The sequence below is a fragment of the Spirosoma horti genome, assembly GCF_054776595.1.
Map to the genome: position 1 here is coordinate 175,403 of NZ_BAAHBQ010000009.1, position 24,944 is coordinate 200,346.

Here is a 24,944-nt window from a genome sequence, read left to right on the forward strand (position 1 = left end):
ACGTAAAATTAGGGTGACTGTCCGTAGATTTGTTAAAACCCAATTATCAGTATATAACGAAACAATGATCTATTTAAACTTCAGAAACATTCGATTCCTGATTACGGCATTCACTCTTTTTTGGGGCTTAACGACCAGCCAGGCCCAGTCGAAGAGCAGTGCGGCTAAAACACCCAATGCGGTATCGGCGATCAAGGAAAGTGACATTAAACGAGATTTATTTGCGCTGGCGGGCGACCATTTCCGTGGACGCGAAGGCGGCTCGCTCGACGAGCTCAAAGCATCTGTCTGGATTGCGGACCAGCTCCGGGCCATGGGCCTGCAACCTGCTGGCGATGACGGAACGTTCTTCCAGTTTTTCCACATACAGCGCACTCGAATCACCGAAACCAGCCGCCTGAACATCGGTAGTCATCAACTCGTCCACGGTCAGGATGCGTTCATTCTGGCACCGGCCATTGCTTCGGTCGACGCCCCCCTCGTTTTTGTGGGCAAAGGTACGCCCGAGGATATGGCGAACGTGGATATAAAAGGCAAAGCCGTTGCCCTCGAATTTTCGGGAACGGGCCCGCCCGAACTGAGCTACCGACGTTTTCTATTCGGCACCATGACCCGCCGGGCGGCTGAACTGGTAAAAGCCGGTGCCCTGGCCGTTGTTTGGGTATCCGACACGCCTGCTCAGTCTTATTTTGAGCGCTGGACGACGGGGCTGGAACGCGGTCGCTATGATCTGCCCGGTGGAGCCAATACCCGTGTTTTTTCGCAGGCACCAACGGTCTGGTTGCCCGCCAGCGCGCTGGAGTGGATCAAACAGCCAGGCCAGCAGTTTACGAACGTTGTAAACGTGGAAAGCTTCAACTACCCATCCGTAAACATTGTGGCGAAGGTGCCGGGGACGGACCCAAAACTAAAAAATGAGTACGTATTGTTTAGTACCCACCAGGATCACGATGGGGTTCGGCGGGCCGTCGCGGGTGACTCGATCTGGAACGGAGCGGATGATAATGCCAGTGGCTGCGTGGCCACGATGGCCATCGGACGGGCCTTCGCTCAGAAACCCGGCAAACGGTCAGCGCTGATTGTTTTTCACGGGGCCGAAGAGCGTGGCCTGCTGGGCTCGCGCTATTTTGTCGATCACCCAACCGTACCCAAAGGGTCCATTGTTGCGGTGCTGAACGCCGAAATGATTGGCCGGAATGCGCCCGACAGCGCGGCCATTCTGGGGCAGCAGTCTCCGCACAAGAACTCGACAGACCTGGTCAATGCCGCGCTGGCTGTCAACCAGTCCGACGCCCATTTCAAACTCGATACACTATGGGATAAACCTGAGCATCCGGAAGGCTGGTATTTCCGCTCGGACCACCTCCCCTACGCCCGTGCCAACGTACCGGCCATTGCCTTCACCACCTTGCTGCATCCCGATTACCACACGCCGAAAGATGAACCGGACCGCATCAATACAGAAAAAGTGACCCGCATTGCGAAATGGATCTACCTGACCGGCTGGGATGTGGCTAACCGCCCCGACCGGGTCCGAGTCGACCAGGGCTTCAAACTGGAACGATAAAAAAAGGCTGCCAAATCACATTGGCAGCCTTTTTATTATTAATTGATCTATTTATCGGCGACCGCCACCGTGGAAACCATCACCATGAAATCCGCCACCGCTAAACCCACCGCCACCGAATGAGCGCATACCACCCCCACCCCAGCTTTGAATGCGTGAACCGCCGAAATTAGTTGATGGGGCCGAAATTCGAGCACCGCCAAAGCGGCCATTCGACTGGCTGAATGGACGAGCATTGGTGACCCAGTTGCCACGGGGTGACGAGAATCCGGTTCTCGGGCCAAAGGCTCGGTGAGCAGCCGTCATGAAGCCCGCACTGGCCGGGGTAAACCGGCGATTGAAACCGGCATAATTACTATAATATCGATTAAAACGGCCGTAAAGATGCGGATAGGCGTAATAGCCGCCCCCAAAGAACCAGTTTGAGAAGCCAAAAGAGGGTAACCCAAAAACCATCATATTGCCGCCCAGTCCGTAGTAGAATCCGGTGCCCATCCACCAGGCCGATGGATACCACATGGCCGTTGTGTACCAGTATGGATAGCCAAACCAGTAAGGATACGGATTCATATAGTAGTTGGTGTTGTTCGGCCAGGCGGGATTCGGGTTGATACCCGTTTTATACCCATTTGCCTGTGCATAGGCCTGACCAGCCTGCTGCAACTCCTGCCGCGCCTGTGGATCCTGATTCAACTGAGCCTGATAGTCGGCCACTTCCCGCTGATTCTGAGCGGTGAGGCTATCGTGCATAGCCGTCAGGTTCTGCGTTACTTCGTCCGGATTTGCCTGGTAGGCACTGGCTAATTCAGTCGTCTTGTCGGGTTGATCGGTCAGTTGGGTCAATACGTCAGGCATATCGATCAACTGACGAAATGCCTGTTGAGTGGGGCCGTCCAACGGACTGATTATCTTTTCGAAGGCTTGCTGGGCCTGCTCGTTCAGGTTGTCGACCTGCACTAAATCGTCGTGGTGGTGACGATAGAGTTTCCAGGCTGACTCCTGCGTATCGGCGGGCAGGCTTTTTGCCAGTTCTTTCACCTGCGCTTCGCTAGAGCCAGCGGGCAGGGTAGCCAGTGTATGCAGTATGTCGGGATAACGAGACACGTCATAAAACCAGCCTTGCTTGGTCTGTCTGTAGGATTGAATCAACTGACTAAACGCCTGTTGACTGGATGCCCGCTGTTGAGCGAGACTGCTTAAAACCTGCGGCTGTCCGCTGGCCAGTAAGACCGACTGGCGAACATTGTCGCGATAGGGAGCGATGGTAGAAGCCAGAGACTGATCGGTATTCTGTACGGGCTGCTGCCCGAAATTGGTGCTTTGGGCAATAGTGGGTTGCCATCCTGCGACCGATAGGCCAATGGAAAGCAACAGAGCTTTGGCCAGGATACTTTGGATGAACGTTTTCATAATGAACTCTCTTTAACCGAGATTTTATTTGTTCGTATTGACACTAAACGGGTAGTCAGTGGTGGGGTTCGACAGCTGCAAAAAGCGTTGGCTTTTGGTAGTTATCGGACCTTACTATCAACTATACAAACAACAAATAAGAGCCCTGATTAGGTATAAACCCCCGATTAATGTTTCGTTAAAACGAATTTATCGCGACCCGTTTGCCCACCTTACGATTCCTTCACAGTTAGTAATCCTCTGAGTAAAATAGTCACAATCTGCTCGACTCGTTTGGTGGTATCCTGAGGAACGGCCGCCATAATCTCCGCCGGAAATTGGCTTAGATAATCGGGGTCTGTTAATTGCTGCATCGTAGCAATCAGCATCAGAATACCCATATGGCGAGATGAATCATTGTGCAGATACCCGGCCTGAACGCCCTCGTCCATCAATTGCCCGAAGTCCTTTAATGAGATTTCTCGCTTAAAGGTATTTATGTACACCCAGGCTTCGGGCTCAGCCCGCTTTATGTCAATCCAGAAGTCCTGACTAAAACTGGAGAAACTCAGTCCAATAAATTCCAGATAAGCTGTCAGTTTTTCCCGTATGGGCAAATCAGTATTCTGCAAAATGGCCGCTGCTTTCCTCTGATAGGACTCGGCGAAGTACTCGATGCAAGCCATCAGAATAGCCGACTTCCCACTGAAGTGGTTGTAAATCGTCTTTTTGCTGACGGCCAGCTCCCGAACGATATCATCGACAACTACGCGACTATACCCGTATCGCATAAACAGCGACTGGGCCGCTTCTAAAATTCGCTGGCGCGTTCTATTCTTAATCGTTTCCATATTTTTGACAAAGGAAACTGAAAATACAAAAAAAGTGTAATATTTGCAATTTCTGATTGCTCTTAGATTAAATAATCAGGCGAAACTAAACAAAGTACCTAACAACATGACTTTTAAGTAGTAATTCGCACTTACCAACCAGTTAGTCTTATGAATAGTGATTATACTCAATTTTTCGTTGCCTGTGTGTTGGTTACCAGCTCGATAGCCTGCCAGCCAAACTCCGACAAAAAACAAAATCCTGACTCCGGTCCGGTCGAAACCCCTACCGCTATTCCCGTTGTGGTTAGTCGGGTTCAGAACGCACGGGAAGGTGGTCAACTGGTGCTAAGCGGCTCGACCGAAGCCGAAACGACGGTCAATCTGGGCTTTATGGTTGCGGGAAAATTGGACCGGGTTACTATTCAGGAAGGACAAACGATCCGGGCCGGGCAGTTGATCGCGTCCATCGAACCCACCGATTACCAGTTGGGCGTAACCATTGCCAACGCCAATGTGGCTCGTGTTCAGGATGAATACAACCGGCTTACCATTCTTAAAGATCGGGGGAGCCTTACGCCCAGCGATTACGAAAAAGTGGTGACTGGCCTTGAGGAGGTAAAAGCCCGCCAGCAACTGGCGGCAAAAAACTTGCGGGAAACGAAGCTTTACTCCCCCATTTCCGGCATTGTGGCCCGCAAAGGAGCCAACCCCGGCGAGATTATTCCGCAGGGCCAACCGCTGTTTCAGATTGCCGATATCCAGCCCATTAAAATTCGGGTGTCCGTTCCTGAATCAGAAGTGGGCCAATTACGGCTGGGACAAGCCGCCCAAGTAACTATTCCTGCGCTTAGTCAATCTTATACCGGCAAAATTTCGCTCATTGGTGCCGTTGCCGACCCCGCATCCAGAGCCTATTCGGTCAAGATCGACGTACCCAATCCAACTTTGCAGATTCGGCCGGGCATGATTGCCGATGCCCGGATGGTAGCTACACAAACGAAAAAAGCGCTGGTTCTGCCGGGTAATGTCGTGCTGCGGGACGACGACGGCTCAACGTATGTGTATGTGGCAGACGACCAGAAGAAACAAGCCTTCAAACGAAAGGTAACCGTTGGACAAGTCTTCGCCAGCGATGTCGAGATCACGTCCGGCCTGAACGCGACGGATCTGGTCATTACCGGCGGGCAGCAAAAAGTACAGGATGGTGCATCGATCCAATTTAACCAACCCGCCCAATGAACCCTATTAAAAGCTCGTTACGCTACCCGCAGGTCACCCTTAGTGTGGTCTTTCTGGCAGTGGCGGTGGGTATCTATTCCCTGCTGACCATGCCCCGCCGGGAAGATCCTAAAATCACGATCCGGACTGGCCTGGTCGTGGCTTTCTTTCCCGGTGCCAATTCCGCGCAGGTGGAAGATCAGGTGACCCGCAAGATCGAACAATACCTGTTTGGCTACGCCGAAGTCCGTAAGGAAAAAACCTATTCGACGACCCGCGACGGGGCCGTAGTGATTAATGTTGAACTGGAGGAGAACGTTAAAAATCCAGACATTTTCTGGTCGAAACTCCGGCATGATCTTAACCAGGCCAAAGTGCTGGATTTACCCCAGGGTGTACAGGGGCCCATTCTCAATACCGATTTTGGCGATACGGTGGCCCTGCTCATTGGCGTCGAATCAGATCAGCTTTCGTACACCGAACTGAGCGATTACCTCAAACGGATTGAAGACGGTTTACGGACCAATAAAGCGGTTTCCAAAATCCGGCGCTATGGCGAACAGAAAGAACAGATTACCATTACGGCCAGCTCACAGCAGCTAGCACAATATGGGATCAAATGGACGCAGGTCGTTCAGGTGTTGCAGGCCCAGAACGCCATCAAGGCAACGGGCAATGTTAAGACCGAGCAATCGCAGGTGCCGTTATATGCCCAGGGATACTACAATACGGAACAGGAAGTAGCCAACCAGGTCATTGGGACCACGCCAACCGGATCGGTCATTCGACTGGGTGATGTGGCGGCTATCAAACGTGAATACGCCGAACCAACCTCAACGATCAGCGTGAATGGCCAACGGGCGTTGATGCTGTCAGTGGAGATGCAGGAAGGGAACAACATCGTTCAGTTTGGCGACCAGGTGGCGGCCAAGCTGGCCGAAATCCAGCGCAATCTGCCCAGCTCCATTAAGTTGACCACCGTTGTCAATCAGCCGCAGGTCGTTCAGCACAGCGTCAGCGACTTTATCCGGGAGTTTTTTCTGGCTATTGTTTCGGTTGTTATCGTGACCATTATCCTGCTGCCCTTCCGCATCGCGGCCGTGGCGGCCATGGCCATTCCGGTAACTGTAGCCGTTACGTTTGCTCTACTGCATACGTTCGGCATCGAGTTGCACCAGGTTTCGCTGGCCGCGTTGATCGTGGTTCTGGGCATGGTCGTCGATGATGCAATTGTCATTGCCGACAACTACGTCGAACTACTGGACGAGGGCGTCGAACGCTGGACAGCCGCCTGGCGAAGTGCCTCTGATTTAGTGGTGCCGGTGCTGACCGCGACGGCGACGATCATCGCATCTTTTCTGCCGATGATTATTCTGACGGGTTCTGTTGGGGAGTTCATCTTCTCGTTGCCCATTACAGTTTCCATTGCGCTGGCGTCTTCGTTTATCGTGGCGATGCTCCTGACCCCGTTTTTGTGCTACACCTTCATTAAGAAAGGTTTACACCAGCTTATCGACACCGGCAACCAACGGGCAAAACCGAAAAAGAAATCGCTCCTGGACTACATGCAGGATGGCTACGACAGCGCCATTGGCTGGTGCATCGACCACCGAGCGGCCACGCTCATGTTGGCCGTGGTCTCCATTGCCGCATCGGGGTTATTGTTTAAAGGAATTCGGCAGAAATTCTTCCCGGCGGCCGAGCGCAACCAGTTTGTGGTCGAAGTCTGGATGCCCACTGGCACCAGACTGGACAGGACGAAGGAAGCCGTTGCCAAACTGGAAAACCTGATCAAAAAAGACAATCGGGTCGAAAACTATGCCTCCTTTATTGGTACCAGCGCCCCTCGTTTCTATTACAACTTCTCGCCCGAACCGCCCGTGACCAATTACGGCCAGTTGCTGATCAATACGCATACCGACGAACAAACCGAAGCCCTGGCCGAAGAACTAACCAATAAAGTCGCGGCTCTGATTCCGGATGGTACACCCCGCGTTCGGCTGATGCAACAGGGCGCATTGACTATTGCGCCGGTTGAAGTGCGTATTATTGGCAATGATCTTCGTGAGCTCAAACGCATTGGCAGCCAAATTCAGGCTATCGTTCGAAAAGCGCCAGGCAGTACCCTCGTACGTACGGATTTTAAAGAAGACTATTATGGCGTGGGCATCGATCTGAAAGATGAAGCGAACCGACTGGGCTTTACCACCTCCGGCGTAGCGACCAGCATTTACACTGGATTTTCAGGAGCGCCCATTTCGGTACTGTACGAAGGCGACCAACCCGTTAATCTGGTCCTGCAACTGGATGAAGAAAACCGCCGGAATTTCACCGATCTGGGAAATACCTATATCAACTCTCCGGTTACGGGAAATAGTGTCCCGCTCCGGCAAATTGCTACCCTGCGCCCCGAATGGCAAACCGGCCGGATCATGCACCGGAACGGCGTTCGAACCCTGACCGTGCAGAGTGAAACGGACCGAAACACCCTGCCTTCTGAAGTGCTGAAAGCCATTCAGCCGCAGATTGCCAACATTCAACTACCCGTAGGTTACAGCATTCAATATGGCGGGGAAGACGAAAACCGAAAAGCTACCTTTAGTCAGATGGTAGGCGCGCTGGGCATCAGCCTGGTCCTTATTTTCCTGATCCTGCTGTTTCAGTTTCGCAATCTGAAAGAGTCGCTGGTAGTGATGGCATCCATTCCGCTGAGTTTGTTCGGGGCTTTGCTAGGCCTGATTCTCACGGGAAATCCGTTTGGGTTCACCGCCTTTATGGGCCTCATCAGCCTGTCGGGAATTGTGGTACGCAACGCCATCATTCTTGTGGATTATGCCAACGAACTGATCCGGAAAGGCATGGACATTCGAACGGCGGCCATCGAAGCGGGTAAACGTCGACTGCGGCCTATTTTCCTGACCACCATGGCCGCGGCCATTGGCGTAGTCCCCATGATTCTGTCCGGCTCACCGATGTGGAGTCCGCTGGCGAGCGTACTGGCGGTGGGCGTTATCTTTTCCATGCTGATGGCCCTGCTGGTCATACCCGTCCTGTTTGTTCTATCCGTCAAACCCAAAGAAGAAGCCATTGCCTACCAGGCTTCCTAGCTAGCTCAACAATGCCTAACTACCTAAAAATGACCCTTCTGCTGGGGTTGATTAGTCAATCCCTGGCGGCCCAGACCAGCCAGCCGTTAACCCTGGCGCTGGCGCAGCGACAGGCCATCGAACAAAACCGACGACTCAAAATAGCGCGCTATAAAGTAGACGAGTCCAGGTATAAAATCACCGAAGCCCGCAGTCGGCTGTATCCGTTGATTGTGGCCAACGGGATGTACGCCTACAATGGCGTCACACGGGATTTGACCCTGCCGCGTGGGTCAATTGGTGTGTTACCAGGTACGACGCCCATTCCCCTGCCGCAACAGGATCTTACCTTGTTCAGAGCCAAGCACAACCTCTTTCTGGGTAATGTGCTGGCCTATCAGCCGATCAGTCAGCTAAGCAAGATTAAGGACGGCGTTAAAGTAGCCCAAACCGATGTTGAACTGGCCCAAACGCAGGTCAGTCAGGCCGAGTTGCTGGTTCGGCAGGGAGTCGAGAAGCTGTATTACGGCTTGTTGATTGCCCAGAAGCAACAACAACAGATTCAGACAACGATCGATCTGACGCAAGCCAAACTATATGATGTGGAAAGCGCCTTGCTGGCGGGTAAAACAGACCCGGTCAACAAAGTTGGGTTGCAGGCAGACCTGGCAAATCAGCAACAACAGTTTCTTCAGGCCAGTAACCAGATTGAAGACTACACGGCCGATCTGAATGAGTTACTTGGACTACCCTCGGGTACAGGCCTGACCATCAGTCCGGTGAATGATTCATTACCGGCGCTTCGTTCGCTGGACGTTTATCTGGAGGGAGCTAAATCCGGCAATTTCGATGTGCGTCAGGCCGACCAGACCAGCCAGAAAGCGGCCCTTGGCGTTCAGGCAGCCCGCAAAGATTACATTCCCAATGTGGGGGCTTTGGGCGGGTATCTGTTCCAGAATGTCATTTCCGACTTACCCCAAAGCAATTACTTTCTGGGGCTACAGCTCAGCTACAATATCGTCGATTTTGGTCGGCGCCGGTCAACGTTGAACCAGCGACTTTCGCAGCAGAAGCAAGCCGATGAGAACCGGCAATACACTGGCGAACACGTACGGATCGAAGTAGAGAAAGCCTACAGAAAAGCCCGGCAGGCCCAGTCGCTGGTACCCATTGCCGGCCAGGCGGCCCAGTACCGCCGGGATGAGCTAAAACTTAAAAATGACCGGCTGGCAGCGGGCCTGGTTCTGAAGCGAGACGTATTGGAAACGCAGGCCGCGTTGACGAAAGCAGAAGTTGATTTGTATTCGGCGCAGATGGCCTATCGGCTGGCCTTAACCGAACTGGAGCAGATAACCGGCGTTGCGAAGTAGGCTTTTCCTTTGTCTTCCAGTTACAATAGGGTATCTATTACTTTAAAAATATTTTCAATAAGTCTACCCGCGAGTAACCTATTTAGAAAAATTGTAAGTAATTTTCCCATAAAACACTAGATATCAATACGCATGGATGGTTCATCCCTGGAAGGTAATCGACATTCCGCAGATAAGACCACTTATACAGATGCTTTGGCTGCCTGGACAGAAGCAGCATTCGATTTATTTATAAATTTCAAAAAAGTAAGAAACTGCCTGAAGCAAAATGCGATTTCCAATGGATCTGAATCTTCCCGAAGCAGCTATATCGGTCAGTGTTCGCGAGAGCAGATGGCGACCCTGGTCAGCGCTATGCAGACTGCCATGGATACACTGCTTCAGGAACTTGAGCAGTTAAGTACTGGTAGCCAGGCTGACCATAACCTGAATCACCCCAGATTAATTTCGCAAATAGCCAGCTTGAACCAGTTGAATCAGCGAGCGAAGAGAAAGCTACTCCTCACCACTTTATCAGCTACCTGATACCAAAAGAGGCCCGCTTATAAGCGGGCCTCTGCTCTGTAACGCTACCAGTCCCCTTACCTGAATCAGGTGAAGTATCCTACCTTATTTCTGCTCGTATTTATCCTTATACGTTTTGTACAGGCGCTTGTGGCGGTCATCCAGATTTACCTTTCGGCCCTGCATAAATACCTGCTCGATTACGTTGGTTCGCATATCCAGTGCATCACCTGCCGATACGAACAGGGTTGCTTGTTTTCCTTTTTCAAGGGTGCCAACGAGGTTATCGATGCCCAGGATTTTTGCGGTGTTCGAGGTAACCATCTTCAGGGCTTCTTCGCGATCCGTAACACCAAAACCCGCGGCTGTTCCGGCCAGGAAGGGCAGGTTACGCGTACGCCACCACTCATCGGCATAGCTCAAACTAACCAGAATACCTGCCTTGTGCAAAATACCGGGCATCCGATACGGTAAGTCCACGTCTTCATCTTCCCGGTTGGGCAGGCGGTGCAAGGCACTCAAAATCACGGGCACGTTATTTTCTTTTAGGAACGTAAGCACCCGATTCGACTCTTCGCCCCCGACAATCACAACCTTCGGCACGCCCATCGCTTTGGCGAACGTGACGGCTTCGATGATGTCTTTTCCGTAATCGGCGCGGATGTATAAATTTTGCTTACCCGAAAACAACCCACGCATGGCCTCTAACTTCAGGTTCATTGTTGCAGGTGTCGGCGCAGCCGCGTAGGCTTTTGCATCGGCAAAGGTCGCCTGCAGGGCATCAATAGCCGGTCCACGCTTTTCGTTTTTCTTAACGATAGTAGTGAAATCCTCGAAATTGAACTCATTTGAGAAATAGGTGGGCCAGTTGAGCCAGAGCCCGTCATCCTTTTTCAGGGCCGCATCCTCCCAGTTCCAGCCATCGGCCATCATCACACTCGAACTGCCCGATATGGTGCCGCCCTGGGGCATCGCCTGGGTGAGCAGAACACCGTTGTTCCGAATCGTGGGGATAATTTCGGAGTCGGTGTTATAGGCAATCAGCGACCGGATGTTTGGATTCAGAATGCCTATTTCCTGCTTGTCGACGGTAGCCCGGACGGACCCTGTTTCCTGCAAACCGACCGTTGCTGCGGGGGAGATGATACCCGGATAAACGTGCTTCCCCGACACATCGATTACCTCCACATCGGTCAGGTTCAGTTTCACCAGTGTTCCGTCGACAACATTCGTAATGATGCCATTGGTAAACAGAACGATGCCATTCGGAATGACTTGCCCGGTGCCCACATGAACCGTACCGCCCATCAGGGCAATGGTCTTCGTTTGTGGCTTTGCGGGCGCGGGATTCTGGCCATAGCTCATCAGCGAGGCCAGTGTACATATGGATATTAGCAGTTTTTTCATGTTTAGTTAGTTTTTGGTTTGTAGTTTGTGATTTGTGGTTTGTAGTATCCGGTGGGCTGACGCATAAGTCAAGGGCGCGTCAGCCAACCACAAACCGTAAACCACAAACTTCAAACCTATTTCCCTTCTTGTCCCTCGGCCATAACGCCTTCAATATCTTCGCAATGCCACATACGGGCGCGTTTTGGCTGAGGGCGCGTCGTTGATGCCCCACTCGCCTTAGCTGTCAGCATCTTTTGAATCAGCCGGGCGCGTTCGGCCTGCATAAGATCACGCTTTTGGTCTTCGTCTTTCAGACTGAAGTAAATGGCCCCGTCGATGATCGTGTATTCAGGGCGGGCGTAAATTGCCAGCGGATTCGCATTCCACAACACCAGGTCAGCATCTTTTCCAGCCCGAACACTTCCCAGTTTACTATCCAGGTGAAGAAGTTTAGCCGGATTCAGGGTCACCATTTTCCAGGCGTCCTCTTCAGTCATCCCGCCGTACTCGATCGTTTTGGCGGCTTCCTGGTTCAGGCGACGGGCCATCTCGGCGTCGTCGGAGTTGATGGATACCGTTACACCCTGCCGGTGCATCAGCGCTGCATTGTAGGGAATAGCATCGTGTACTTCCATTTTATACGCCCACCAGTCGGCGAAAGAGGAACCACCCGCGCCATGTTTTGCCATTTTATCGGCCAGTTTGTAACCTTCCAGAATGTGCGTAAAGGTGTTGACTTTAAAACCTAGCGAGTCGGCGACCTTCAGCAACATGTTGATTTCCGACTGCACGTAGGAGTGACAGGTAATGAAGCGCTTGTTGGCCAGGATTTCAGCCAGTGCATCGAGTTCGATATCCCGACGTGGCGCAGTAGCCGCAGCTTTTTCCTTTGCACTCAGCTTAGTGTAGGCTGCCCAGCCTTTAGCGTATTCCTTCGCCCGGGTGAAGTGGTCGACATAAACCTGCTCCACGCCCATCCGCGATTGTGGAAAACGGGTCAATACGTTCGGGTTCGGATAGTTGGACTGTTTTACGTTTTCGCCCAGCGCGAACTTGATAAATCCGTCGGCCCCTTTAATGAGCATCCCATCGGCCGATTCGCCCCATTTTAATTTGACAATGGCCGACTGTCCGCCAATGGCATTGGCCGATCCATGCAACAACTGCGAGGAGGTAACGCCCCCGGCCAGTTGACGATAGATATTTATATCGTCCGGGTTGATGACGTCCGCCATCCGAACCTCCGCCGAACTCGACTGACCACCTTCGTTGATCGACAGCAAGGCAATGTGCGAGTGTTCATCGATGATGCCGTTGGTGAGGTGCTTGCCCGTACCGTCGATCACTCTGATATCGGCCGGAACAGGCAGGTTTTTTCCAACCTTACTGATTTTACCCCCCGTCACCAACACATCGGTATTCGCCAGAACGCCATCTTTCTCGTTGGTCCAGACGGTTGCATTGCGAATGAGCATGGTTTCGGCTTTCGGTTTCTGCGCGTTGCCCATGCCGACAAATGGATAAATCACCGTGCCAACCGCCGTTGCCGAAGTCACCGCCGTATTCGTTGCCGACGCAGATACGGCCGACGTGGACACGGCCGACGTGGACACCGGCGCACTGCCCGAACGAACTGCCGACCAGGTTATCGCTTTACCATCCGGTGTTTGCCCATCTCCAGTTAACGTGGTTGGCGATGTACGATACCCCGTTAGACGAGTCGTACCCGGCTTTTTCTTATCCTGTTGAACCTGAATCGAGATCAGGTCACCCGATACGGCTACTTTGGGATTTAGTTTCAGTGTATCAGCGGTAATCTGATACTCGGGCTTGTCCGCTTTCCCCGTAATGTTCAGTTTCAGGTTCCTTTGTGCGGCACCATCCGGTGTAGTAACCGTCAGGTTCCAGATGCCGCGCAGGTCAGCCGCATCTTTGTTGTTGACGATGTATTGTTTGCCCCGCATCCAGTTTTCATAGATGACATTATCGGCACTGAACAGGTTGCCCGACGTGATAATGAAGTTGGCGATATGGCCTTTTTTCAGGCTACCGATCTGGTCGTCGGCGCGAATCAGCCGGGCCGGAACCGTCGTTAGCGCTTCGAGTGCTTTTTGTTCGGTAAGCCCGTTTTCGATCGCTTTCCGAAGGTTAGCCCAAAAATCGGCTTTGTTTTTCAGTCCTGCCGTAGTTAAGGCAAACGGAATATTGGCTCCGGCCACCCGGCCCGCATTCAGGGGGGCCATTTCCCAATGCTTCAGTTCGGCCAGGGCTACGTTATCGGCGTCCCAGGCATCTTCAACATCGTACGGCTGTGGGTAATTTAAGGGAACAATCAGCGAAGCACCGGTTGCTTTTACGTCATCGAGCCGCTGGTATTCATCCCCCGAACTACGGATAATGTACTGAACGCCAAACTCATCCCCGATTTTATCGGCCCGCAGAATACCCAGTTTATCATTAGCCTCAAAAATGGCGGGTAAGCCCTGGTTCCGGCTCAATGCGTCGAGCGACATGTTCGCCTGCTCTTTATGGCCTGCCCGTTTATACCAGTCGGCATCATACATAGCCTGACGCAGCAATGCCACAATGCCCATCATCGAGTTTGGGTACTGCTGACTCGACGTACCTTTGCTGAAGGAATAGTGCGCTGTGGCATTCGGTTTGAGCACCAGCGTATTTTCACGATCATCGGCCAGAATCACGAGTGCCCCCGTGCCGCGCGCAATGCCATCGTGTGGGTGGGTCAGCACCGCCCCGAAGCCTAACTTTCGCAGTTCATCGGCCTTTTTGGTATCGGCTTTAAACAGGATGCTGGCATCGTTTTCGGGTTGTATGGCCTGATTCCAGTAGTAGGCTCCTTTTTTGTTCGACTCATACTGAGGCACCCCGCCCCGGCCACCGCCAGCCCCGCGCGTTAGCTCAGGCATGCCGTAATCTGAATCAATATCGACCAGGCCGGGGTAAATCCGTTTTCCTTTTAAGTCGGTTACGACGGTTCCGGCAGGTACGCTAACGGATGTCCCGACAGCTTCGATGCGTCCATCCCGAATGAGCAATGTTGCGTTTTGAAGTGTCGTTTGTGGGTCGACAATGATGGTGGCATTGGTGAAGGCATAGAGCCCCGGACGCTCATCATAAACACCATTTCGCGGAAACGTAGTCTGAGCCACAGAGGAATAAGCCAGACCAGCCGCCAACAGCGCTGTCAGGAAATGTTTTGTCATGAACTTGATTGATTGGTTGATGATTGGGACTAAGCCTCAAAAATACGGAAAGTAATGGGCCATTCTGTCTTTTTCCCAAAGAAGATTTTGACCTACCAAATCAGGTAAATAGGTTATTTTAGCCAAAAAATTAGCTAATACCGTTAACGGAGCTCTATACGATTCATTTATGCGTTTTTTCTTCTTTCTCGTCTGTAGTCTCCTGCCGAGCGTTGCCTTCCCGCAGGCCCAAACCGAATACATGACGCAAACCACGCGTGATCGCATCAACTTCACCAACCTTAGTGCTACAAACAACGCTACCCTGTTTTCCATCAAAGGCCCGGCCGGTCAGCTCCTTGGCAGTCCATACCTCGATACGACCTGGCAGGCAGGCAATGTAAAGTTCTACAATAAACTGGGCGTCTCGTTAACCGCCGACTCGCTGGCGGGTGTGCCCGTGCGTCTGGATTTATCAGCCAATGAAGTTGAAGTTCGGGCGGGGGAGAAAAATATTAAGGCTGTAAAGGCAACAGCCGTTCGGTATGTCGACATGAATAATCCGTTCGGGACAGTTAGCCGATACATAAATGTCCATGAATATCAGGGCGATGCCCAGGCCCTTACCGGTTTTTTCGAGCAGTTGGCGACGGGTAAACTTGATTTGCTACTGCACCCATCAGTCTACATTCGCCGGGCTAATTATAATGTTGCTCTAAATACGGGCACTAAGGATGATGAACTGATGAAAAAACAGGATTGGTTTGTCGCCCGTGGTAAACAGGCTATCCGGTTTTCGCCAGGCAAAAAAGCCATTTTTGAGCTAATGGCCGACAAAAAAGAGCAAATTGAGCGCTTTCTGAAGGCCGAAAAGCCAGACCTGAAATCCAGAGCGGGCCTGTTAGCCGTATTCTCGTATTATGACAAATTATAAGTGAACAAGCTTGATGACTACCGGTTTATTCGTACAAGGTCGTGTCATCTTTTCCGTTTGTTTATTAAGTAAACTGCAAGCTCCTTTTTAGCTGGTCGACATACTGTTTGTATTCCCATTTATGCTCTATTTACGACTTTCCGTATGAAACTCCTTCCCCGCTTGTTTGTGGGTTTCCTGCTCGTAAGTGTATTGGCCATAAATGGTCTGGCGGCCCACCTGCAGTTGGCCGATACGTCAGCAATTCTGACAGACAAGCCTGTCGGCAGGCAAACTCCTCACCAGCAAGACATTGCGGATCTCGCAAGCCGCTGGTTTCCGAGATTGCCCATTACCCCGCATGACTCCTCGTCGCTGCGGGAGGGCAAACGGTTCGTTTTGGTGATTCCTCAGATTGGCTATACCCTGCAAACCCGCGCCCTGGCGGCTGTTCTGATAAATACTCCCTTTCGGATGGCCAATGCCAACGTGTCATCGATAACCGGTCAGCTCTCCTACACCCAGAATCACCAGATTATTCTGACCACAACCTCGTCGATCTGGAGTCAGAATAACCGCTATCTGTGGACAAACGACTGGCGATTGATGCATTACCCACAAGCCACGTATGGGCTTGGCATGTACACGTCCACCGACCGGGTCATCAATATGGATTACGCTTACTTCCGGTTTTACCAGAGTTTGCTCCGTCGGTTAGCGTCTAATTTCTATGGTGGCCTGGGATACCACCTGGACCTCCACTGGAACATAGATAGTTACAACAGTCGGCGGGAAGTAACGCGCATTTCGCGGTATTCGAATGGTATTGACGGTCGATCGGTCTCCTCAGGCCCCATCGTACAAGTCGTGTATGACAACCGAAAAAACGCGATTAACCCTTCAGGAGGTTTGTTGGTAAGTGCTGCTTTTCGGGCCAACATGAGCGCCCTGGGGAGCGACAATACCTATCAGTCTGCATTGATCGAAGCCCGTAAGTACGTCCATCTACCGGGCAGATCCGATAATATTCTCGCCTTCTGGTCCTACAATGCGCTCACCTTGAGCGGAGATCCACCCTTTTTAGATTTGCCCAGTACGGGCTGGGATAATACCGGCAATGTGGGACGAGGGTTTATTCAGGGACGTTTTCGAGGTAAAAATCTGCTGTATGCTGAAACCGAATACCGCTTTCACCTTACTGCCGACCGCTTGCTGGGCGGGGTTGTTTTTGCCAATGCCCAGACTGTTACCGAACAGCCCAATGGGAAGTTTGAAAAAGTGGTTCCGGCCATCGGTACTGGCCTGCGCATCAAAATGAACAAGGTGTCCCGCACGAACCTATCCATTGATTATGGATTCGGCTTCGACGGATCCAAAGGCTTATTTTTTAACCTCGGCGAAGTTTTTTAACCTGATGTCGGGATGAGTCCTCGCCGGAATTCGGCCTTACCCTGTTCCTTAGGGTAAAGTATACCCTCAATGCCTACGAAAAGGCTTGAGTTCTCTTCTCGTTAAGGCGAGTTTTCGGTGTATTCCCCAGCTACCATATGCGCTGATGCATTCCCTAATCGGCCGTTCAGCCCTACCATGTATTTAGTGAATATTCGGCGATTCAACCGACTTTACTACTATTAATTTTGATTTTATAAAAAAATAGCAAAAAATTTATTGTTCGGCTCCCCAAGTACATACATGGATTAACATATACTACTAACAGAATTTGAAAGAGTATTTATACTTATTTGTATTTACTCATATTTTAACTTATTTAACCGATAAATACTCACTTGTCAATTGTTTTTAAATAATTATTAAAAATAGATTAATTATATACATAAGAATAAAATATAATTTTTCTATTTCGAAATATTATATTGTTATTACAAAGAATTACAGAATAAGCATTTGATATTATGAGCATGTCCAACTAATTTTTTATTATTTTATCATTGCGTAGTTTTATAAAATTCGTATTTCTTCTAACCTAACAAAAACAGTCTTATGAGAAAATTTATATGCCTGAGCATGCTGTTCCTATGCGCACTCAGCATGACTGCCTTTGCGCAGGATCGGCGGATAATCGGAAAAGTCACCTCTGCTGAAGATGGGTCGCCCCTGCCGGGTGTTTCGGTTGTTATAAAAGGCACAACTAAAGGCACCAGTACCGATGCCGGTGGTATTTTCGACATTTCCGTTCCGTCCACAAAAGGAACTGCTTTAGTATTCAGTTTCGTGGGCGTTGCGACCCAGGAAATTGCCATCGGTAACCAGTCGGAGATCAATATCAGCATGGTTTCCGATTCTCGTTTATTGACTGAGGTCGTCGTAACGGGGAGCGGAGTAGCGACCAGTAAAGCTAAACTAGGGATCTCGGTTGAGAGCGTGTCAGGTAAAAACCTGCCGCAAACCCCCACGGCTTCTATCGATCAGGCCTTGATCGGTAAAATACCCGGGGCTCAGATTTCGTCCGTCAGTGGTAATCCCGGCGACCCGGTAAACATATTGCTTCGAGGCATCAACACCGTACAGGGCGGTACTAAACCACTCATCATGGTAGACGGTGTTCAGGTGGCTGCAACGGATATAAACTCACTGGATCTCAGCAATGTAGACAGAATTGAAGTTGTACAGGGAGCCGCTTCTGCTTCTATCTACGGTGCCCAGGGAGCTAATGGCGTTATTCAGGTATTTACCAAAAAAGGGAAGAAAGGCAGTATCGCCGTTAATCTCTCTACGAGTTATTCGTCCAATCAGTTTCTGAATACCGGAAATGTTCACAAAGCAGAGCTGCATCCTTATCTGACCGATGCCAACAACAACATTGTCGACAGCAAAGGAAATATACTCGCTATTGATGATGTTGGGTCAATTTCGGGTATATCGTATCAATATGGTGGTGCAACGCGCTACGCCATTCAGGACATCCGCAACGATGCCAACAAACCGTATAGTGGTAACCTGAAATATTACGACCATTTCAAGCAGGTATTCCAAACGGGTACGACGGTCAATAATACCATTAACATCTCCGGAGCTTCTGAAAAAAGCGATTTTAACATTTCGGTTGCCAATAACCATAACGTGACGCCAATTTTAAAAAACGGTTATATCGATCGGAGCAACCTATCGGCCAATTTTGGCACCGAACTGTTTAAAGGTTTTACGATTCGGTCCACGACCCAACTCGTTTACACGAAAAACACACTAAAGCCAGGATTGGGAGCTGCGGGTGGATTCTATTATGGACAAGGCAATTCGTTAGGAAATATTGGCTCGGTCTATGGTTTTCTAAACACGTCTCCCTTCTTCGACCTGACAGCAAAGCTGCCCGATGGTACGTATCCCCGTATTCAGTACGCTGATTTTTTGAGCGTTAACGCCAGTAACCCCTATTATAATCTGCAATACACAGACGGTCTGGATAACAAGGTCGACGTTATTCAGAATTTCAATGCGAATTATAAGGTCAATAAATTTGTGGAACTGGATGCCAAATACGGCATCAACTACCGAAACGAGAATGCCCGATGGACGTACTATAATCAGTCACAGAACGCTAATTCGAACTTCTACGAGACGTTTTCTACCACGTTCAATCCCTATACGGGGAACAACTTCGCACCAAATAACAATGGTGAGATAGACAACTGGCAGTATAATACCACCTTTCAGAATTTTCTGGCAACGGCCTATATACGGACTGATTTTCAGGATGACTTTCATATCAAGTTTCCGGTACAGACCAGTACACAAATTTCGTTCGATTATCGGAAGAACAAATACACCGAATATGATACGTATGGCTTAGGTCTAGGCACAGCGCCACCGTTCAATATCTCGTCTAGTTCGTCGCAGGCGGTAGCCCTCGATTACGTTCGCCCCTTCGTCACGTATGGGTATTTGATTAACCAGAAAGTTGATTTCGGTGATTATGGCGGGGTTACAGCAGGATTCCGGACAGACTGGTCTTCAGCCTTCGGATCGGGCTCTACACCCTTCACGTTCCCGCACTTTGATGGTCATATTGCGCCACTGTCTTTCTTCAAAAATAGCCCACTGGCCAATACCTTATCGTACTTCAAACTCCGGGCTGCCTACGGTGAAGCAGGTATCCAGCCAGGTGCGTTCGACCGGTATCCTGTTTTGAACCAGCAGAATCTGGGTTCGGGCTTATCCTATTCAATACCCGCCACCAGCAACAATCCAAACCTACAGGTGGAGGTTTCCAAAGAATTCGAGGTTGGAACGGACTTCACCATCGGTGGCAATTCGAATCGCACCTGGCTGAACTCAATTTCGGGATCGTTCACCTACTGGAAACGCAAGAGTGAAAATGTCATTTACACGGTTAGTGTACCGCCTTCGCTTGGCTCAACGGGTCAGTTGACCAACGCCATCAATATGTCGTCGAACGGGGTTCAGTTCTCGTTAACGTTACCGGTTTACAGCACCAAAAATTTGAAATGGGATTTCACGACGAACTTCGGCCATCAGCTTTCTAAGATTGATGCCATTGCCGGGGGCGCCGATATTATTTTATTGTCAAATGCGGGTAGCACAGCGCTGGTGTTAACCCCCGGGCAGCCAATTGGACAACTCTACGGCTACAAGGCCCTCACGAGTCTGGACTTTTTGCGTCAGGATGGTAAAACGCCCTACATCACGGAAGCCAACCGTGGGAACTACACCATCGTCGATGGGCGTGTTGTGGATAAATCAACTTACCAGATGCAGTTTACGGATGAAACCTATCCGTTAGCCAACCCGAATCCGAAGTTCAACGCGTCATTCATTAACGGCTTCACGTTTAAAGACTTCCTAACCTTCAACTTCCAGTTCGACTGGGTATATGGTAGCCACCTGTATAACCAGACGAAAGAGTGGATGTATCGGGATGGAATCAGTGGTGATTTTAGCAAGCAGGTGACTATTGACGGCAAAACGGGCGCATTCCCCGCTTATTGGTCCAGTGCGTATTACAACCTGTGGGGCAGCTTGCGCGGAGCTGGCAACAACGCAACCAAAGATTTCTTCCTGGAAGACGCTTCGTTTGTACGGTTACGCAATATTTCGCTCGCTTTCGATGTAGCCAAAGTTGTTAAAATACCGTATGTCAACAAATGCCAGTTAGTGTTTACCGGACGAAATCTTCTGACTTTCACGAAGTATACCGGCTATGATCCTGAAATCAGTTCCGGTTCGTCTAACTCTTCCTTCGACCGGGGAGTGGACCACAGCACATTGCCGAATACAAAGTCGTATCAGGTTGGATTGAACATCGGATTTTAATTTTTAACTGTCACAGAACATGAGATTTCTACCTAACTATACATTTCTTTCTACCCTTGGTTTAACGGTTATCTTACTGGGAGCGGTTTCCTGCAAGGAACAACTGGACGTTGGTAACCCCAACGCGCCCACCGTAACAGCCAACGTCAATACGGAAGCCGGCCTGATCAACTTTGCCCAGGGGGCTGTCTACGTAAATGGCTTTGCAAACGGCGATAGCTGGTTGGGTGATAGCTATTTTTCGTTGCCCTGGGGCTACAGCGAACTTATGGGCGACATGGTGGGCGCCGACGCATCGAACAATCAGGTTACCACCATTGGTCAGCCGGATTACATTATCCTCGACGATGGCACGAAGGAAGTCAATACGTCTCCTCAGGTCAGCATAATCCGAGCCTATAACAGTCGGGCTGCAACCGGAGCCGGCAATAACCCCTTGTATTATCAATGGTTAAACATGTATGCACTCAATAATGGCTGCAACACGGCACTAAGCCTCATTGATGGCATTAAATTATCGGGAGATGCTGCCTCCAGAGCGAATACGCTAAAAGCCTGGTGCTACTGGTGGAAAGGCTATGCCTACGCGTCCATTGGGTCTATGTATTATTCGGGTCTTATCAATGACAAGGCAGGCAGTACAAACAGTGCCTATGTCCTGCATGACAAAATTATTGACCAGTCTAACGTCTACTTCAATATGGCGGCCACTACGTTGGGCGCCATCACCAGCGCCACCGATTATCAGGCTGTTATAACGCAGTTGATCCCAGCGTTTAACCGGGTAGGACGTGGCGGAACGGCAACGGATGCCCTGACGATAGATATGTGGAAGCGGAACATCAACACCATGCTGGCCCGTAATATTCTGGCCAATAAACTGGCTCCCTTTGTGAATGGTAACCCTAACGCTACCATAAGCAAGTCGTCAACAACGGCGATGACTGCCGCAGACTGGAACAGTGTCTTAACACTCGCGACAAACGGAGTGAAGCAAACGGATTATGTATTTACGGGCAGGACTCCACCCTCTAATCCGTTCTTCACAGCCACTGGCGGAACGGTTGCTGCCTTAACGACGGGTGTGAATAGCGGTACTACCTTTAAAATCAGCGAACGGTTTATCCAGAATTTCAATGCGGGCGACAAACGGTTCACCAACAATTTCAATACGGCAAACACGTATAAGAATAATTATATCTATACGACACGGTATAATATAATCGATGGTGGCAATGGGGCATCTGGTGTATATGTGTATGGAACAAAAACGGTTGGCGCCTACGAACTCTATATTGCAAGCAGCTATGAAGAGAACGCCCTAATACTGGCCGAAGCGAATATGCGTCTAAATAATATCGAAGCCGGGCTGACCCTCGTCGATGCAGTAAGAGCGTACCAGGGAGCTGGCGTGCCAGCTGTTGCCGGTACAGGCCTGACCTTGCCAAAAGCACTGACCGAATTGACCAAAGAAAGACGGGTTTCCCTGTTCGGCAGAGGTTTAGCGTACTATGACAGTCGGCGGTGGGGCTGGACGTATGATATAGCCGCTGGTGGTGGAAGCTATGGCAATACCGTTGTAACAGCGGCTGGTGTAGTCAACAAGAACGTTACGATCAACTATAACTTTATGGATTACTGGGATGTACCGGCCGATGAAGCCGTGTTGAACCCATCTACGTCCGGGGTTGCTACCAGAAATCCGAATTATTAAGCCTACAACCGCCATATCGTTAGGTGAAGGCCTAAAAACAAAAAACCAGCTCATAAGGAGCTGGTTTTTTTGTATGCTATTGACTAAGATGCCTTATACGCTTCTACCCTGAATCAACCGGAGTATGATCATTATGACCGCGATTACCAGAAGAACGTGGATAATGCCGCCCAGGCCAAAACTGTTGAAACCTAAAAAGCCAAGTAGCCAGATGATAATCAAAACGACCGCAATGGTATACAGAAGATTGCCCATGATTTTAACTTGTTAAAAGGTTCAATTAGATGGTTTTAATATACTAACTACCCTTATACCAATATGTTCCTCATGTCACTTTTACATACTTGATCGTGCATATAGCCTTTTCGAGCGCACTGGGGTGCCAAGAGAAAGGAGTATTGGGCATAAAACCCCTAATTACCCCAACTGAGCGGGATTTTTCGCCCCGTTTCGGCTGCTTGCAGGATGGCTCCTATCAGTTTCATGTCTTTCCAGCCTTCTTCGCCCGATGCTACGGGTTTAGTTTTTGATTGAACGGCCCCAACAAACGCGTCCATCTGGGAAATTGGCTTCGGATGGAATGATGTCGGGTACGCCCCCGTTCCAATGCAATCCTAGTTACATGAACAAAAAATAGCAGGAAGTAAATCTCCCTGCTACGTTATCGGTCTTTATTTGTCCTCACTCATTGGTAAAGGAGCAGCTTTTTGCCTCGGCTGACCAGTACCATCACCGGTAGCCCGGCCTTCTTCTTTCGGCCCGCGCCGACGTTTTTTACGGCGCTTGGGCTTATCGGCAAGCTGTCCATCCGCATTGAGCGGCTGGGAGACTGCATCCGCTGACTCTTTAACGGGTCTTGCGGATGAATCGACGACTTTTTCCGGTCGGGGTTGGCCTTCGTTTCTGGCAGCGCCATTCCGATTGTCTTCACGGCGGCCCTCTCCTGAGCGGCCCTCCCCTGGGCGGCCCTCTCCTGGGCGGCCATTTCCGCGTTTTTTAGTATCACGTCCGCCCCGGCCTGCGCCCCCCTTTCCACGAAGTCCGCTGAATCGTTTGGGATCGAACGCGGGCGATTTGCCCATCCCTAGTTCTTCGGTGATTGACAGTTTATCAACTTCCCGCTCAATGAGTTTTTCGATGTTGACAATGCGGTTCTGGTCCTGGTCACTAATGAAGGTAATGGCCGTTCCAGTCGTGGCAGCCCGTGCCGTACGGCCAATCCGGTGGACATAATCTTCGGCGTCGCGTGGAATGTCATAATTAACCACGTGCGTCAGGTTATCAATATCGATACCCCGCGACAGTACATCGGTAGCGACCAGAATGGGGAACACTTTATTTTTGAAATCCCGCAGAACAACTTCCCGGTCATCCTGTTCCAGATCCGAACTGATGCCTCTGGAATCGTAGCCGAGCTTACTCAATGCCCGAACGATACTGTTCACCTCCGACTTGCGGGAAGTAAACAATACCATGCTCTGCACCGGCTTTGTACTATTCTTGATCAGGTGAGCCAGTAATGGTAATTTCTGATTATCAAATGCCAGGTAAAACTGCTGGTCGATACCAGCGGCCGGTTTGGATACGGCCAGTCTGATTTCTTCAGGATCTGTCAGGATTTTCTTCGAGAACTCCCGAATTTTATTAGGCATAGTGGCCGAGAAAAGAAGCGTCTGCCGCTTGGCCGGAATTTTCTCAACGATGTTCATAATATCGTCAGAAAAACCCATGTCGAGCATTTTATCGGCTTCATCCAGCACCAAATAATCAATTTTGTCGAACTTGACATAGCCAAGCTGCATATGGGCAATTAGTCGGCCGGGGGTAGCGATGATTATATCGGCTCCCGTTTCGAGCGCTTTGCGCTGCTTGTCCCAATCGTCGCCTTTCCCGCCACCATAAATGGCAATACTATTGGCCTGCACAAAATAGCCGAACCCTTCTACCTGCTCGTCGATCTGTTTGGCCAGTTCGCGGGTAGGTACCAGAATGAGTGTGCTGGTATGGTCGTGTTCGGTATGGGAAATTCGGTCGAGAAGTGGAATAAGGTAAGCCGCCGTTTTACCGGTGCCCGTTTGCGCGCTGGCAATCAGGTCGCGCCCTTCCAGAATTTTTGGAATAGCCATCTCCTGAATGGGGGTGGCCTTTAAGTAATTCATGGCATCCACTCCGGCCAGCAGGTCGTCGTGAAGATTAAATTCCTGAAATGTCAAGGTAACAGCTAGTGAAGGTGAAAAACCGCTGACCTTAACATCCGGGCCAGCAAACCGCTTGATTTGAAACAAATATAACGAAAAAGGAGCAAAAAAAACACCCTAGTGCGTCCAATCCTCCTTGTCTGTTAGGAACACGTTAATGGTGTCCGCTGGTTCGTACGGAGGTCTATTTCCCTGAAACGTCCAGCCTATAATTAAATCAATCAATGCACCGGAGCATACAGCAGTCCGTTGCCAACAGTCCTGAGTTGAA

Annotated in this window: 16 protein-coding genes; 9 read left to right on the forward strand and 7 right to left on the reverse strand. The window is 50.4% G+C overall.

Going from position 1 to position 24,944, the window contains the following annotated elements; genetic code table 11:
• Positions 1-64: 64 nt before the first annotated feature.
• Positions 65-1,567 carry a M28 family peptidase gene (locus ACYVAM_RS26215; RefSeq protein WP_461072655.1) on the forward strand — a complete coding sequence of 501 codons (1,503 nt, stop codon included), beginning with the start codon at positions 65-67 and terminating at the stop codon, positions 1,565-1,567.
• A 51-nt stretch (positions 1,568-1,618) separates the two neighbouring features.
• Here ACYVAM_RS26215 and ACYVAM_RS26220 read toward each other — a convergent pair whose 3' ends face one another.
• A complete protein-coding gene (locus tag ACYVAM_RS26220) occupies positions 1,619-2,977 on the reverse strand; it encodes a hypothetical protein (RefSeq protein ID WP_461072657.1) in 1,359 nt (452 codons plus the stop codon).
• Between the two features lie 212 nt (positions 2,978-3,189).
• Positions 3,190-3,807, reverse strand: a complete 618-nt coding sequence (locus ACYVAM_RS26225) for a TetR/AcrR family transcriptional regulator (protein WP_461072659.1) — start codon at positions 3,805-3,807, stop codon at positions 3,190-3,192.
• Between the two features lie 150 nt (positions 3,808-3,957).
• Here ACYVAM_RS26225 and ACYVAM_RS26230 point away from each other — a divergent pair, with 150 nt between their 5' ends.
• The 4 genes from ACYVAM_RS26230 to ACYVAM_RS26245 all read left to right on the forward strand — a co-directional run bounded on the left by ACYVAM_RS26230 (position 3,958) and on the right by ACYVAM_RS26245 (position 9,988).
• Positions 3,958-5,028, forward strand: coding sequence for an efflux RND transporter periplasmic adaptor subunit (locus tag ACYVAM_RS26230; protein WP_461072661.1), 1,071 nt, complete (start codon positions 3,958-3,960; stop codon positions 5,026-5,028).
• A complete protein-coding gene (locus ACYVAM_RS26235) occupies positions 5,025-8,114 on the forward strand; it encodes an efflux RND transporter permease subunit (RefSeq protein WP_461072663.1) in 3,090 nt (1,029 codons plus the stop codon). Before ACYVAM_RS26230 ends, ACYVAM_RS26235 begins: the two co-directional genes overlap by 4 nt.
• Before the next feature lie 11 nt (positions 8,115-8,125).
• A complete protein-coding gene (locus ACYVAM_RS26240) occupies positions 8,126-9,463 on the forward strand; it encodes a TolC family protein (RefSeq protein ID WP_461072665.1) in 1,338 nt (445 codons plus the stop codon).
• 132 nt (positions 9,464-9,595) lie between these two features.
• Positions 9,596-9,988 (forward strand): hypothetical protein, encoded by a 393-nt coding sequence (locus ACYVAM_RS26245; protein WP_461072667.1) that lies wholly within the window; start codon positions 9,596-9,598, stop codon positions 9,986-9,988.
• Positions 9,989-10,072: 84 nt separating this feature from the next.
• Here ACYVAM_RS26245 and ACYVAM_RS26250 read toward each other — a convergent pair whose 3' ends face one another.
• Together ACYVAM_RS26250 and ACYVAM_RS26255 are read right to left on the reverse strand one after the other, a co-directional pair.
• Positions 10,073-11,374, reverse strand: a complete 1,302-nt coding sequence (locus ACYVAM_RS26250; RefSeq protein WP_461072669.1) for an amidohydrolase family protein — start codon at positions 11,372-11,374, stop codon at positions 10,073-10,075.
• 116 nt (positions 11,375-11,490) lie between these two features.
• Positions 11,491-14,580, reverse strand: coding sequence for an amidohydrolase family protein (locus ACYVAM_RS26255; RefSeq protein ID WP_461072671.1), 3,090 nt, complete (start codon positions 14,578-14,580; stop codon positions 11,491-11,493).
• Positions 14,581-14,749: 169 nt separating this feature from the next.
• Here ACYVAM_RS26255 and ACYVAM_RS26260 point away from each other — a divergent pair, with 169 nt between their 5' ends.
• The 4 genes from ACYVAM_RS26260 to ACYVAM_RS26275 all read left to right on the forward strand — a co-directional run bounded on the left by ACYVAM_RS26260 (position 14,750) and on the right by ACYVAM_RS26275 (position 22,475).
• Positions 14,750-15,493 carry a hypothetical protein gene (locus ACYVAM_RS26260; RefSeq protein ID WP_461072673.1) on the forward strand — a complete coding sequence of 248 codons (744 nt, stop codon included), beginning with the start codon at positions 14,750-14,752 and terminating at the stop codon, positions 15,491-15,493.
• A gap of 144 nt (positions 15,494-15,637) precedes the next feature.
• Positions 15,638-16,882, forward strand: coding sequence for a BamA/TamA family outer membrane protein (locus ACYVAM_RS26265; RefSeq protein WP_461072675.1), 1,245 nt, complete (start codon positions 15,638-15,640; stop codon positions 16,880-16,882).
• A 591-nt stretch (positions 16,883-17,473) separates the two neighbouring features.
• The gene (locus ACYVAM_RS26270; protein ID WP_461072677.1) at positions 17,474-20,761 is read left to right on the forward strand and encodes a SusC/RagA family TonB-linked outer membrane protein; all 3,288 of its coding nucleotides are present in this window, start codon (positions 17,474-17,476) and stop codon (positions 20,759-20,761) included.
• A 19-nt stretch (positions 20,762-20,780) separates the two neighbouring features.
• Positions 20,781-22,475, forward strand: a complete 1,695-nt coding sequence (locus tag ACYVAM_RS26275) for a RagB/SusD family nutrient uptake outer membrane protein (protein WP_461072679.1) — start codon at positions 20,781-20,783, stop codon at positions 22,473-22,475.
• Between the two features lie 93 nt (positions 22,476-22,568).
• Here the strand turns inward: ACYVAM_RS26275 and ACYVAM_RS26280 are convergent, their stop codons facing one another.
• The 3 genes from ACYVAM_RS26280 to ACYVAM_RS26290 all read right to left on the reverse strand — a co-directional run bounded on the left by ACYVAM_RS26280 (position 22,569) and on the right by ACYVAM_RS26290 (position 24,634).
• Positions 22,569-22,730, reverse strand: a complete 162-nt coding sequence (locus ACYVAM_RS26280) for a lmo0937 family membrane protein (RefSeq protein ID WP_381501511.1) — start codon at positions 22,728-22,730, stop codon at positions 22,569-22,571.
• Positions 22,731-22,888: 158 nt separating this feature from the next.
• The gene (locus ACYVAM_RS26285) at positions 22,889-23,032 is read right to left on the reverse strand and encodes a hypothetical protein (protein ID WP_461072682.1); all 144 of its coding nucleotides are present in this window, start codon (positions 23,030-23,032) and stop codon (positions 22,889-22,891) included.
• A 114-nt stretch (positions 23,033-23,146) separates the two neighbouring features.
• On the reverse strand, positions 23,147-24,634 hold the full coding sequence (locus tag ACYVAM_RS26290; protein WP_461072929.1) for a DEAD/DEAH box helicase: 1,488 nt from the start codon (positions 24,632-24,634) through the stop codon (positions 23,147-23,149).
• Positions 24,635-24,944: the final 310 nt, after the last annotated feature.

Coding starts and splice junctions, on each gene's coding strand:
- ACYVAM_RS26290 (WP_461072929.1), bottom strand. CDS start 24,634: ATGAATTACTTAAAGGCCACCCCCATTCAGGAGATGGCTATTCCAAAA.
- ACYVAM_RS26230 (WP_461072661.1), top strand. CDS start 3,958: ATGAATAGTGATTATACTCAATTTTTCGTTGCCTGTGTGTTGGTTACC.
- ACYVAM_RS26275 (WP_461072679.1), top strand. CDS start 20,781: ATGAGATTTCTACCTAACTATACATTTCTTTCTACCCTTGGTTTAACG.
- ACYVAM_RS26245 (WP_461072667.1), top strand. CDS start 9,596: ATGGATGGTTCATCCCTGGAAGGTAATCGACATTCCGCAGATAAGACC.
- ACYVAM_RS26250 (WP_461072669.1), bottom strand. CDS start 11,374: ATGAAAAAACTGCTAATATCCATATGTACACTGGCCTCGCTGATGAGC.
- ACYVAM_RS26265 (WP_461072675.1), top strand. CDS start 15,638: ATGAAACTCCTTCCCCGCTTGTTTGTGGGTTTCCTGCTCGTAAGTGTA.
- ACYVAM_RS26285 (WP_461072682.1), bottom strand. CDS start 23,032: ATGGACGCGTTTGTTGGGGCCGTTCAATCAAAAACTAAACCCGTAGCA.
- ACYVAM_RS26235 (WP_461072663.1), top strand. CDS start 5,025: ATGAACCCTATTAAAAGCTCGTTACGCTACCCGCAGGTCACCCTTAGT.
- ACYVAM_RS26225 (WP_461072659.1), bottom strand. CDS start 3,807: ATGGAAACGATTAAGAATAGAACGCGCCAGCGAATTTTAGAAGCGGCC.
- ACYVAM_RS26215 (WP_461072655.1), top strand. CDS start 65: ATGATCTATTTAAACTTCAGAAACATTCGATTCCTGATTACGGCATTC.
- ACYVAM_RS26280 (WP_381501511.1), bottom strand. CDS start 22,730: ATGGGCAATCTTCTGTATACCATTGCGGTCGTTTTGATTATCATCTGG.
- ACYVAM_RS26270 (WP_461072677.1), top strand. CDS start 17,474: ATGAGAAAATTTATATGCCTGAGCATGCTGTTCCTATGCGCACTCAGC.
- ACYVAM_RS26240 (WP_461072665.1), top strand. CDS start 8,126: ATGCCTAACTACCTAAAAATGACCCTTCTGCTGGGGTTGATTAGTCAA.
- ACYVAM_RS26255 (WP_461072671.1), bottom strand. CDS start 14,580: ATGACAAAACATTTCCTGACAGCGCTGTTGGCGGCTGGTCTGGCTTAT.
- ACYVAM_RS26220 (WP_461072657.1), bottom strand. CDS start 2,977: ATGAAAACGTTCATCCAAAGTATCCTGGCCAAAGCTCTGTTGCTTTCC.
- ACYVAM_RS26260 (WP_461072673.1), top strand. CDS start 14,750: ATGCGTTTTTTCTTCTTTCTCGTCTGTAGTCTCCTGCCGAGCGTTGCC.